Genomic DNA, 12,582 nt, shown 5'->3' on the forward strand with positions numbered 1-12,582 from the left:
GGCTCCTTCCTCCACCTGAGGTGTAGGAAGGAGCCCTTCATCGACCTAGAACGCGCTCCTCAGCCACGTCCGCGCGGCGGCGACCAGCGCGTCGACCCCGGTGGTCAGCGTCGGTTCGAGGTCCGGCGCGAACTCGGGGGAGTGGTTCATCGCCACGGCCTTCCCCGGTTCCCAGGCGGAGAAGTCGACGCCGCCGAAGAACCAGAACACCGTCGGCACCCCGGCCGCCGCACCGAACACGCCCACGTCCTCGCTGGAGTTGACCAGCGCGCCGGGGATCAGGCGCTCCTGGCCGAACCGTTCGGTGAACGCGGCCACCGTCCTGGCCGTCGCGTCCGGGTCGGACACGAGCACCGGAGTGCTGTCGTGCCACTCGAACTCGGGCTCGCGCGGCGCCCCGGACGCCGCCGCCTCAGCCCGCACGACGCGTTCGACGGCGGCGCGCACGATGCCGCGCGTGTTCTCGTTGAACGTCCGGATGTTGACGCCGATCTCGGCCGTCTCCGGGATCACGTTCTCCTTGGTGCCCGCCTGCAACCGCCCCACCGTGACGACGGCACGCTCCGACGGTGAGATCTCGCGCGCGACGATTCCTTGCAACCGCACGACAACATGCGCGGCCATCAGCACCGGATCGACCGCGATCTCCGGCGCCGAACCGTGGCCACCTCGCCCGAACAACGTGACGCGAAGCGAGTCCGAGGCCGCCATCACCGGCCCGCTGCCGTGCGCGATCATCCCCGCGGGCAGCGGCCCGACGTGTTGCGCCAGCACGACGTCCGGCTTGCCGAACCGCTCGAAGAGCCCGTCCTCGACCATGTTCCGCGCGCCGCAGCCCAGTTCCTCGGCCGGCTGGAACACCACGAGCAGCGTCCCCGACCACTCCGCGCGGGCGCCGGCCAGCTGTTCGGCCGCTCCGATCAGGCACGTGGCGTGCATGTCGTGCCCGCACGCGTGGGCCACCGGCACCTCTTCACCGTCGGCGTTGGTCGCGCGTCGCGTCGACGCGTACGGCAGCCCGGTCTTCTCCTCCACGGGCAACGCGTCGATGTCGGCACGCAGCATGACGACCGGGCCGTCGCCGTTGCGCAGGACGCCGACCACACCGGTGCCGCCGACGCCGGTGGTGACGTCGAACCCCAGCGGGCGCAGGGCGTCGGCCAGCACCCCGGCCGTCCGGAACTCCCGCAGCGACAGTTCGGGGTGCTGGTGCAGGTCGCGGTAGAGCGCGTGCAGGTCGGTCATCGCCTGATCGTGAACAGCCGCGGGGAAAGACGCAAACCTGCATGGCCCCTGTGGCGGTGGGTAGCCCGATGGCATGCGTGCGCTCACAGTTCTCCCAGGTAAGACGAATTCGTTGCAGCTGACCGAATTGCCCGACCCCACGCCCGGCACGGACGAGTTGCTGGTGGAGGGGATCGCCGTCGGCGTGTGCGGCACGGACAAGGAGATCGTGCGTGCCGACTACGGCTGGGCACCGCCCGGCCGGGACCGGCTGGTGCTCGGGCACGAGTCGCTCGGCAGGGTGCGGTCCGCGCCGGGCGGCAGCGGGTTCTCGGCCGGGGACCTCGTGGTGGGCGTGGTGCGGAGGCCGGATCCGGTGCCGTGCGGGGCCTGTGCGCGAGGCGAGTTCGACAGCTGCCGCAACGGCCGGTACACCGAGCGCGGCATCAAGGAGCTCGACGGGTACGGGGCGGAGCTGTGGTGCGTGGAGACCGACTACGCCGTCAAGCTGGATCCGCGACTGGCCGACGCCGGTGTGCTGATGGAGCCGACCTCGGTGGTCGCCAAGGCGTGGGAACAGGTGCGCCGCGTCGGTGAGCGGGCCTGGTACGAGCCGAAGCGGGCGCTGGTCACCGGTGCCGGGCCGATCGGGCTGCTGGGGGCGATGATCGGCGTGCAGCAGGGGCTCGACGTGCACGTGCTCGACCGCGTGACGGACGGGCCGAAACCGCGCCTGGTGGAGCAGTTGGGCGCCACCTACCACCACGAGGACGCCGACGAGGTGGCGGGAAAGCTCGAACCCGACGTCGTCATCGAGGCGACCGGTGCGGGCGGCCTGGTGTTCTCCGCGATCCGCAACACCGCCTCGTTCGGCGTGGTGTGCCTGACCGGGGTCTCGCCGTCCGGGCGGAAGATCCCGGTCGACGCCGGCAGCGTGAACCGCGAGATCGTGCTGGAGAACGACGTGGTGGTCGGTTCGGTCAACGCCAACCTGCGCCACTACCGGCAGGCCGCCGACGCGCTGGCCGCGGCCGACCCGGACTGGTTGCGCGGCCTGATCACGCGACGGGTGCCGCTGGAGTCCTACCAGGACGCCTTCGAGGCCCGGTCCGACGACGTGAAGGTCGTCATCGGCCTGGACGGGAGCCGCTGAGCCGTGCCGTCGCCGATCGAGGACTACGCCCTGCTGGGCGATCTGCACACGGCGGCGCTGGTCGGGCGGGACGGCAGCATCGACTGGCTGTGCCTGCCCCGCTTCGACTCGCACGCCTGCTTCGCCGCACTGCTGCACGACGTGGACGCCGGCCGGTGGCTGCTCGCCCCGGCGACGGGCGGTCCGGCCGACCGGCGTGGCTACCGCGGCGACACGCTGGTGCTGGAGTCGCAGTGGGACACCCCGGACGGTTCGGTGCGCGTCGTGGACTGCATGCCGCCGCGTGGCGAGGCCGCGGACGTGGTGCGCGTGGTGGAGGGCGTGTCGGGCCGCGTGCCGATGCGGATGGATCTGCGCCTGCGGTTCGACTACGGCAACGTGGTGCCGTGGGTGCGCCACCACGGTGGCGCGCTGTCGGCGGTGGCCGGTCCGGACGCGGTCTGGCTGGAGGCGGGCGTGCCGGTGCGCGGGCACGACCTGACCACCACCGCCGAGTTCGAGGTGCGGGCCGGGCAACGCGTGCCGTTCGTGCTCACCCACACCGCCTCGCACCTGCCGCGCCCGCACGCGGTCGACGCCGAACGGGCGCTCTCGGACACCGAGGACTTCTGGACCGGGTGGATGGGCCGCTGCACCTACGACGGCCCGTGGTCGGACGCGGTGCGCCGGGCCCTGCTCACCCTCAAGGCCCTGACCTACGCGCCGACCGGCGGCATCGTGGCGGCCGCGACCACGTCGCTGCCCGAGCAGTGGAAGGGACCGCGCAACTGGGACTACCGCTTCTGCTGGCTGCGTGACGCCACGTTCACGCTGCAGGCGTTGCTGGGCACGGGTTTCGTGGCGGAAGCCCGCGCGTGGCGGGAGTGGCTGGTGCGCGCCGTGGCGGGCGACCCGGCGAAGCTGCAGATCATGTACGGGCTCGACGGTTCCCGCAGGCTGCCGGAGCAGGAGCTCGCGTGGTTGTCCGGTTACGAGGGCGCGGCGCCGGTGCGCATCGGCAACGCCGCGGCCGACCAGTTCCAGCTCGACGTGTGGGGCGAGGTGCTCGACGGCCTGCACCTGGCCCGCGAGGCGGGACTGCACACCACCGAACCGGCCTGGGACCTGCAACGTGCCCTGCTGGACTACCTGGAGGGCCACTGGGACGACCCGGACAACGGCCTGTGGGAGGTGCGCGGCCCGCGGCGGCACTTCGTGCACTCCAAGGTCATGGCCTGGGCGGGTGTCGACCGTGCCGTGCACACGGTGCGCAACCACGGCCTGGACGGGCCGGTCGACCGGTGGCGGGAGATCCGCGACCGCATCCACGCCGAGGTCTGCGCCAAGGGCTACGACACCGAACGCGGCACGTTCACCCAGTTCTACGGCTCCCGCGGGCTCGACGCGTCCCTGCTGCTGATCCCGCGCGTGGGCTTCCTGCCCTGGGACGACCCGCGGGTGCGAGGCACGGTCGACGCCGTGCAGCGCGAGCTGTGCCAGAACGGTTTCGTGCTGCGCTACCGCCCCGACGCCGACGGTGGCGTGGACGGCCTGCCCGGCACCGAGGGCGCGTTCCTCGCCTGCACCTTCTGGCTGGCCGACGCACTGCACGGCATCGGCCGCACCACGCAGGCCCGCGAGCTGTTCGAACGGCTGCTCGGCCTGCGCAACGACGTCGGCCTGCTCAGCGAGGAGTACGACACCACCACCGGCCGGCACATGGGCAACACCCCGCAGGCGTTCAGCATGGAAGCTCTGGTCAACACCGCCCGGCAGCTGGGCGGCGCCTCCACCCGGACCTCGGCCGGCAAGGACGAGCAGTCGCTGTGAAGGCGCCGCACCACGTCGTCAGTTGGCGACCAGGCGCCACCGGTTGTCCGCGCTGCCGTTGTCGGAGTCCTGCACGACCTGCGCACCCTGGCTGGTGGAACCGTTGAGGACGCCGAGCAGCTTGCCGCTGTTGGCGTTGCGGATCTTGTGCGTGCCGTCGCCGTTGGGGATCAAGGTCCACCGGTGGTCGGCGGTGCCGTTGTCCGACCACTGCAGCACGCGGGCGTTGTCGGCGGTGGACATGTTCTCCACGCCCAGCACCTTGCCGCTGTTGACGTTGCGCAGCCGCACGTCGGACCCGTCGGTGATCAGCTGCCAGTTGTGGTCGGCGGTGCCGGTGTCGGCCCACTGCAACGCCAGTCCACCGTCCGAAGTGGACATGTTCTGGATGCCCAGCACCAGGCCGGAGGCGGCGTTGACCAACCGGTAGCTCGCCGTGCCGCCACCGCCGGTGCTCCAGTAGACGGTGTAGTTGAAGCCGTGCGCGTCGTGGAACGGCCCGAGGTTCACCTGTGCCCCGTTGGCCTTCGCCGTGAACGAGAGCGACGACGTGCTGGTGCGGGTGACGGAGTTGACGTCCAGCGACGGCAACGCCGACAGGCTGGTGTTGCCGTAGTTGCCCGCCAGCACGGCCGGCCCGTAGGTGAGCGCGACGACGTTCGGGTTGTCGTTGGCGGGCTGGACGACCACGCGCATCGGCAGACGCAGCGTCACCACGTCGCCGGACGTCCACGACCGCGTCAGCGACGCGTAGCTGCCGGGCGTGGCGGGCACGTCCTGCGCGACGCCGTTGACGTTGATCGTCGCACCGGAGGTCCAGGCGGGGATCCGCAACCGCATCGTCCACGACCCGCCCGCGTTGCCGGTGACGGTCAGCGTGGTGGTGTCGCTCGCCGGGTAGCTCGTGCTCTGCGCGACCGTGATGCCGCGCTCCGACCACGTCAGCACCGACGGCGTGTACAGGTTCACCGTCAGCGCGGTGCCGCTGTGGAAGTAGATGGAGTCGGCGAGCTTGGTGTTGGTCTCCAGCCCGGTGCCCTGACAGCACCAGAACGTGCCGTAGTCCGTGCTCCAGTTGCCGCCGCCCCACGCCGGCCCGGTGTTGCCTCTGCGGTGACCGGGGTTGAGACCGGTGAAGTAGCAGATGTGGCCGTGCGGGTCCGCCGGGTTCTGCGCGCCGATCAGGTGGTTGAGCAGGGCCCGTTCGTAGAAGTCGAAGTAGGCCGCGTTGTTCGGGTCGGTCAGCCACAGCTCACGGGTGAGCTTGAGCATGTTGTAGGTGTTGCACTGCTCGCATGTGTCGGTGTTGAGGTACGCGGCAATGGCGTTGGGTGCGTGGAAGTGCTCGGCCTGGCTGTTGCCACCGATGACGTAGGTGTGCGCGCCCACGGTGATGTTCCAGGCGTTGACGGCGATGTCGCGGTAGCGGGTGGTGCCGGTCGCCTTGTACTCGCGGGCCGCGCCGATCCACTTCGGCACCTGGGTGTTGGCGTGCAGGCCGTTCAGCCGGTCCTGGTTCGCCGCCAACGGGTCGAACACCGCCGCGTGGTCGAACCGCTGCGCCGCCGTCAGCCAGCGCGCCTCGCCGGTCTGCTGGTACAGGTCGGCGAGCACCGCGTTCATGCCGCCGAACTCCGTGCCGAGCACGTTCTGCATCTGGCTGTAGGACAACCGGGCCGTGCGCCAGTCGACCCATCCGGCCAGGCGCAGCAGCACGTCCCGCGCCTGGGTGCTGCCGAGGTGGCGCCACGCGTCCAGCAACCCGGCGAGGGTCTTGTGCAGCGAGTAGTACGACACCGACTTCGGCGAGCCCGCCTCCATCGCGTCGAAGTCCGACTCCGGGAAGCCCGACAGGTACCCGGTGTTGAACCCGGCCGCGGCGTTGTTGTTCTGGCACTTGGCGAGCTCGGCCACCATGTAGTTGGCCTTGTCGCGGCACGTCGTGTCGCCCAGCACCGCCCACGCCTGGGCCCACGCGCTCAGGAAGTGACCCTGGCTGTGCGTGCGGAACGGGAAGTCCGGCGCCTCCCAGCCACCCAGCGCCGCGGCTCCGTTGGTGGACAACCGGTGGTTGGCGCGGAAGTTGTAGAGCAACCGGTCGACGTCGACGAACCTCAGGTACGACAGCGTCCTGTTCTGGTTGTCCAGCCACCGGCCCTGCGTCAACCGGACCTCGGACAGGTCGAACGGAGAGGCCGACACCCCGGCGTCGCCGCGGACAGGTGGCACCGAGGCCGCCTGTGCCGGACTCGCCGTCAGCGGCGGCGCCGCGGTCGCGACGGCGGCCACCCCAACGGCTTGGAAGAGCATGCGTCGACTCAACGATGAGGACATGGGAACGCTCCGGTTGCTCGGGCGAACAGTGCGGTTCTGACAGAGCGGTGGCGGCCTGCCACGGAATGTAGTCACGGCCGCAGGGCACGGTCAATGCTCGATGTGAGCGTTAACGAGCAGCGCGCGAGGTGCTGACAGGCAGTCGGAGAACGTCCTCAAGTGAACGTTCACATACCCATCGGTCGCAGACTCTCCGGAGTGTGCCGCCTCCCTCGCAGGGTTGCGCGAGTGGACGAATCCTGTTAGCAGTCTATGGCGAAGAGTGCTAATCCCGGGTTCGGGATGCGAGGAGGGGAAGTGGTGTTGAGCAGTGTGTCTTGTGTCGATTCGTCGTTGCGGGTTGCCATGGTCGCCCCGCCCTACTTCGACGTTCCTCCCAAGGCATACGGCGGCGTGGAGGCCGTCGTCGCGGATCTCGCGAACGCGCTGACCGGCCGCGGTCACGACGTGACCTTGATCGGCGCCGGTGAGTGCGGCGCCGCCGCGGAGTTCGTGCCGGTCTGGGACCGCACGATCCCGGAACGCCTCGGTGAGCCCTGTCCCGAGGTGGTGCACGCGCTGGCCGGCCGCCGTGTGGTGGAGCGGCTCGTCGAGGCCGGCCGCGTCGACGTGGTGCACGACCACACGCTGGCGGGTCCGCTCAACGCGGCCGCCTACCGCGCGCTGGGGGTGCCGACCGTGGTCACCGTGCACGGGCCGGTGAACGACGACCTCCACCGCTACTACCGCGAACTCGGCGAGGACGTGCACCTGGTCGCCATCAGCGACCGGCAGCGCCAGCTCGCACCGGAGCTGAACTGGATCGGCACCGTGCACAACGCGCTGAACGTGGACGACTGGCCGTTCGAGGAGAACAAGGGCGAGTACGCGTTGTTCCTCGGCCGGTTCCACCCGGACAAGGCGCCGCACCTGGCCCTGGAGGTGGCGCACGCCGCCGGTGTGCCGCTGATCCTCGCGGGCAAGTGCGCCGAGCCGATCGAACAGGAGTACTTCGACCGCGAGGTTCGCCCCCGGCTCACCGACAACGACCACGTGTTCGGCGTCGCGGACGCGGCCCAGAAGCGCAAGCTCCTGGCCGGGGCGCGCTGCCTGCTGTTCCCGATCCGGTGGGAGGAACCGTTCGGCATGGTCATGATCGAGGCCATGGCGTGCGGGACGCCGGTGGTGGCGTTGCGCCGCGGTGCGGTGCCCGAGGTCGTCGTGGACGGCGTCACCGGACTGGTCCGCGACGAGCCGCAGGAGCTCGTGCAAGCGCTGCACGACGTGCGCGACGTCGAACCGGCCAAGTGCCGTGCGCACGTCAAGGACAACTTCGGCGCGGACCGGCTCGGCGCGGGCTACGAGGCCGCGTACCGGCAGGCGCTGCGGCGGTCGCGGCCGGCGCTGGAGACGTTGCAGCAGGACTACCCGGCGCTCGACTCCACGCTGGAACACCGGTACGGCAGGCGTTTCCGTGAAAACGCCGACAAGAACAGCCTGCGCGCCGGTGGAGAAAGGTCATGACGGAGGGACCTGCACCCACGGCCCTCAACGCCGGTGAACCGGTGATGAGCCACGCCGGCCACGGCACGGTCACGCTGGTCGACGGCAGCACGTTCTGCCTGTCCAACAGCACCGGCGACGTCGAAGCCGGCACCTCGCACGGACTGTTCTACCGCGACGCGCGGATGGTCTCGCGGTGGGAACTGCGCCTGGACGGGCAGCCGCCGCACGCGCTGTCGGTGGTGACACCGGAGGCGTTCGCGGCGCGGTTCATGCTGCGCAGGCCGCCGAAGCCCGGTCAGGCGGACAGCACGCTGCTGGTGGTGCGCGAACGGCTGCTCGGCGACGGGCTGCGGGAGACGATCACCCTGCACAACCTCGGCCGGGAAGCCACCGCGGTCTCGTTGTCGCTGCACGTGGACGCCGACTTCGCCGACCTGTTCGCGGTCAAGGAGGGCCGCACGTCCGGCGGTGGCGCGGACGCGACGGTGGTGGGCGCCGAGCTTCTGCTGTGGGACCGCTCCCGCGGCGCCCGCGGCCTGTCGGTCAGCGCGTCGGCCGAGCCCACCGTGCTGCCCGGCGAGCTCGTCTGGCGGATCGTGGTGCCGCCGCGGCAGCTGTGGACGACCGAGATCGTGGTGCAGCCGACGGTGGCGAACCTGCGGGTGCAGCCGCGGTTCCACCCCGGCGAGCACATCGAGAGCAGCGGCCCGGCGCGCACCATCCAGGCGTGGCGCGACGCGAGCACCACGATCGAGGCGGACGACGTCACGCTCGACAACGTGTTGCGCCGCAGCGAGAGGGACCTCGGCGCGTTGCAGATCCGGGACCCGTCGCTGCCGGACAAACCGTTCGTCGCGGCGGGCGCGCCGTGGTTCATGACGTTGTTCGGCCGCGACAGCCTGCTCACCGCGTGGATGGCGCTGCCGCTGGACACCGGACTCGCCCTGGGCACGCTGCAGACCCTGGCCGACAAGCAGGGCAGGCGGGTGGACCCGGTGACCGAGGAGGAACCGGGCCGCATCCTGCACGAGCTGCGGCTCGGTCCGGACTCGAACCGCGTGCTCGGCGGCAGCCACTACTACGGAACCGTCGACGCCACACCGCTGTTCGTCGCGTTGCTCGGCGAGTGCTGGCGCTGGGGTGCCGACGAGGCGGAGGTCCGCGCGCTGCTGCCCGCCGCCGACGCCGCGCTGGAGTGGATCGACCGGTCGTGCGGCGCCGGGTTCCTGGCCTACCGCCGGTCCACCGACGTCGGGTTGATCAACCAGGGCTGGAAGGACAGCTTCGACGGGATCAACGACGCCGCGGGCAGGACCGTGTCCTCACCGATCGCGCTGTGCGAGGTCCAGGGTTACGTGTACGCCGCCTGGCTGGCACGGGCAGAGCTCGCGGAGGCGTTCGGCGACACCGACACCGCGGTCCGGTTGCGGGAGCAGGCGGAGAAGCTGCGGCACCGGTTCGCCGAGGCCTTCTGGCTGCCCGACCGCGGCTGGTACGCGGTGGCCCTGGACGGCCGCGGAGATCCGGTGGACGCCCTGACCAGCAACGCCGCGCAGTGCCTGTGGAGCGGCATCGTCCCGGACGAGCACGCGGCCGTGCTGGTCGACCGTCTGGCGTCCGAGGACATGGACACCGGCTACGGCCTGCGCACGCTGGCCGCGAACATGGGCGCGTACAACCCGATGAGCTACCACAACGGGTCGGTGTGGCCGCACGACACCGCGCTGGCGGTCGCGGGCCTGCTGCGGTACGCGCACATCCCCGGCGCGGTGGAGCTGGCGCAGCGGCTGGCGTGCGGACTGCTCGACGCGGCGTCGGCGTTCGGCGGGAGGCTGCCCGAGCTGTTCTGCGGGTTCGCCCGCGCGGAGTTCAGCCCGCCGGTGCCGTACCCGACCTCGTGTTCACCGCAGGCGTGGGCGAGCGCGGCGCCGTTGCTGCTCGTGCGGTCGTTCCTCGGACTGCGGCCGCACGTGCCGAGCCGCAGCCTGGAGCTGAACCCGCACCTGCCGTCCGGCTGGGGTGCGGTGCGGCTCGCGGATCTGCGGCTGGGCAACGCCACCCTGCAGATCAGCGCCACCGGCGAGCACGCGACGGTGAGCGGGGTGCCCGACGGCTGGACGTTGCAGGGCCGTTGTCAGGCGCACGATCCGATGGCGGAACCCGAACACCGAAGCTGACGTCCGGCGTGGTGAAAGGAGGGACGGCCGAACCGGCCGTCCCTCCTTTTTGGACAGACGAACGGGTCACCCGGCCGCTTCGTCGTTGCCGCACAGCGCATCGTCGAGCGACTCCTCCATCCGCACCCGTCTGCCGACCTCGGTGAGCCCGAGCACGAACCCGATCCGCGGCGTGACGACAACCCGCAACGCGATCCGTTCGGCGCGGGACCACCGTTCCGCGAGCTCAACGGCATCGACCCCCGCGGCTCCGAAGTGGGTCACCCCGCCCAGATCGAGCACCAGCGCGTTCGACGGGGCCGCGAGCCCGAACGCGTCGAGCAGGGCGGCGGTCAGCAACGGGCGCGTCGCGATGTCGATCTCTCCGCTCACCCGCATCACGAAGGCGTTTCCCACTCGCCCCATGCGCACCGTCAACGCGTCCACAGCCATGTCTTGCCCTCCACGGGGCCACTTGGAACGACGACATCGTCAGACGGCTGTTGGCTCAACCGGCCGTACCCGAACGTAGCGGAAGATTCGGCGGCTATACGCCGATGCGGCTCGGGGCCGGTCGCCCCCCAGTGGCAGCGACCGGCCCCGGACCTGCGATGTGCGCGCCGGATCAGGCGTTGAGCGCCTGCCGCTGACCGCCCGAGATGGCGATCTTGCGGGGCTTCGCCTGCTCCGCGACCGGGATGCGCAGCGTCAGCACGCCGGCGTCGTAACCGGCCTCGATCTTGTCCGTGTCCAGGTGGTCGCCCAGGTACAGCTGGCGGCTGAACGTGCCGGACGGCCGCTCGCCGACCACGACCTCCACGTCGTTCCCGGCGGTGGTGCGCTGCGCCTTGACGGTGAGGACGTTGCCCTGCACGTCGAGGTCGATGGAGTCGGCGCTCACCCCGGGCAGGTCGAAGTGCACCACGAACTGGTCGCCGTCGCGGTAGGCGTCGACGGGCACGACCGGTCGGTACGAGGTGGTCCCGGCGAGCCGCTGGGTCAGCTGGTCCAGCAGCTGGAACGGGTCGGTGCGCATCAGCACGGCGTTCTTCTCCTTCCCTTCGTGGACGTTGTTCTGACTCAGTAGTCCATGCCTCCGGCGGGAGGCGCCGGGGGCTGTTCGGTCTCCGGCTTGTCCGCGACGACGGCCTCGGTCGTCAGGAACAGCGCCGCGATCGAAGCCGCGTTCTGCAGTGCCGAGCGGGTCACCTTGGCCGGGTCGATGACGCCCGCGGCCATCAGGTCCTGGTACTCGCCGGTGAGCGCGTTGAGGCCGTGGCCGGGCGGCAGGGACCTGACCTTGTCGACGACCACTCCGCCCTCCAGACCGGCGTTCACGGCGATCTGCTTGAGCGGAGCCTCGACGGCCACCTTGACGATGTTCGCGCCGATCGCCTCGTCGCCGGTCAGGCCCAGCCCGTCGAAGCAGGTCTTCGCGGCCTGCAGCAACGTCACACCGCCACCGGCGACGATGCCCTCCTCGACGGCGGCCTTGGCGTTGCGGACCGCGTCCTCGATGCGGTGCTTGCGCTCCTTGAGCTCGACCTCGGTGGCCGCGCCCGCCTTGATGACGGCGACGCCGCCGGCGAGCTTGGCGAGGCGCTCCTGCAGTTTCTCGCGGTCGTAGTCGGAGTCCGACTTCTCGATCTCGGCGCGGAGCTGGCTGATCCGGCCCTGGATCGCCTCGGCGTCGCCTCCGCCCTCGACGACGGTCGTGTCGTCCTTGGTGACCACGACCTTGCGGGCCCTGCCCAGCAGCGAGATGTCGGCGTTCTCCAGCTTGAGGCCGACGTCCTCGCTGATCACCTGGCCACCGGTGAGGATCGCCATGTCCTGCAGCATCGCCTTGCGGCGGTCACCGAAGCCGGGAGCCTTGACCGCGACGGACCGGAACGTGCCGCGGATCTTGTTGACCACCAGGGTCGCCAGGGCCTCGCCCTCGACGTCCTCGGCGACGACCAGCAGCGGCTTGCCGGACTGCATGACCTTCTCCAGCAGCGGGAGCAGGTCCTTCACCGAGCTGATCTTGCCCTGGTGCAGCAGGACGAGCGCGTCCTCCAGCACCGCTTCCTGACGCTCCGGGTCGGTCACGAAGTACCCGGAGATGTAGCCCTTGTCGAAGCGCAGGCCCTCGGTGAGCTCCAGCTCCATCCCGAGCGTGTTGCTCTCCTCGACCGTGATCACACCGTCCCGGCCGACCTTGTCCATCGCCTCCGCGATCAGCTCGCCGATGGTGGCGTCGCCCGCGGAGATGGACGCCGTCGCCGCGATCTGCTCCTTGGTCTCCAGCTCGACCGCCGTCTTGAGCACCTGCTCGGTCACCGCTTCGACGGCCTGCTCGATGCCGCGCTTGAGGCCCAGCGGGTTGGCGCCGGCGGCCACGTTGCGCAGGCCCTCGCGGACCAGCGCCTGGGCGAGCAC

The 12,582-nt window shown here is 70.8% G+C and carries 9 protein-coding genes; 4 read left to right on the forward strand and 5 right to left on the reverse strand.

What is annotated here, in order from left to right:
* Positions 1-45: 45 nt before the first annotated feature.
* Positions 46-1,245: an amidohydrolase gene (locus tag ABZV40_RS45095; RefSeq protein WP_355456264.1), complete on the reverse strand. Its 1,200-nt coding sequence runs from the start codon at positions 1,243-1,245 to the stop codon at positions 46-48.
* Positions 1,246-1,357: 112 nt separating this feature from the next.
* Here ABZV40_RS45095 and ABZV40_RS45100 point away from each other — a divergent pair, with 112 nt between their 5' ends.
* Complete coding sequence (locus ABZV40_RS45100; RefSeq protein ID WP_355456266.1) at positions 1,358-2,377, forward strand: glucose 1-dehydrogenase; 1,020 nt, start codon at positions 1,358-1,360, stop codon at positions 2,375-2,377.
* Between the two features lie 3 nt (positions 2,378-2,380).
* On the forward strand, positions 2,381-4,186 hold the full coding sequence (locus tag ABZV40_RS45105; RefSeq protein WP_355456268.1) for a glycoside hydrolase family 15 protein: 1,806 nt from the start codon (positions 2,381-2,383) through the stop codon (positions 4,184-4,186).
* A gap of 18 nt (positions 4,187-4,204) precedes the next feature.
* On the opposite strand, the gene ABZV40_RS45110 is transcribed toward ABZV40_RS45105, so the two are convergent.
* Positions 4,205-6,496, reverse strand: a complete 2,292-nt coding sequence (locus ABZV40_RS45110; RefSeq protein WP_355456270.1) for a beta-L-arabinofuranosidase domain-containing protein — start codon at positions 6,494-6,496, stop codon at positions 4,205-4,207.
* Between the two features lie 324 nt (positions 6,497-6,820).
* Between ABZV40_RS45110 and ABZV40_RS45115 the strand changes: the two genes are divergently transcribed.
* Together ABZV40_RS45115 and ABZV40_RS45120 are read left to right on the forward strand one after the other, a co-directional pair.
* Positions 6,821-8,023, forward strand: a complete 1,203-nt coding sequence (locus tag ABZV40_RS45115; protein WP_355456272.1) for a glycosyltransferase family 4 protein — start codon at positions 6,821-6,823, stop codon at positions 8,021-8,023.
* Positions 8,020-10,182, forward strand: coding sequence for a glycogen debranching N-terminal domain-containing protein (locus tag ABZV40_RS45120; protein ID WP_355456274.1), 2,163 nt, complete (start codon positions 8,020-8,022; stop codon positions 10,180-10,182). Before ABZV40_RS45115 ends, ABZV40_RS45120 begins: the two co-directional genes overlap by 4 nt.
* A 66-nt stretch (positions 10,183-10,248) precedes the next feature.
* On the opposite strand, the gene ABZV40_RS45125 is transcribed toward ABZV40_RS45120, so the two are convergent.
* The 3 genes from ABZV40_RS45125 to groL form a co-directional block, all read right to left on the reverse strand.
* On the reverse strand, positions 10,249-10,614 hold the full coding sequence (locus ABZV40_RS45125) for an STAS domain-containing protein (RefSeq protein WP_355456275.1): 366 nt from the start codon (positions 10,612-10,614) through the stop codon (positions 10,249-10,251).
* A gap of 172 nt (positions 10,615-10,786) precedes the next feature.
* Positions 10,787-11,203: an Hsp20/alpha crystallin family protein gene (locus tag ABZV40_RS45130; protein WP_355456276.1), complete on the reverse strand. Its 417-nt coding sequence runs from the start codon at positions 11,201-11,203 to the stop codon at positions 10,787-10,789.
* A 38-nt stretch (positions 11,204-11,241) separates the two neighbouring features.
* Positions 11,242-12,582: chaperonin GroEL (gene groL, locus ABZV40_RS45135; protein ID WP_355456277.1), on the reverse strand; the 1,341-nt coding region annotated here is incomplete at its 5' end.

It is taken from the genome of Lentzea sp. NPDC004782 (genome assembly GCF_040609115.1).
Classification (GTDB): Bacteria; Actinomycetota; Actinomycetes; order Mycobacteriales; family Pseudonocardiaceae; genus Lentzea.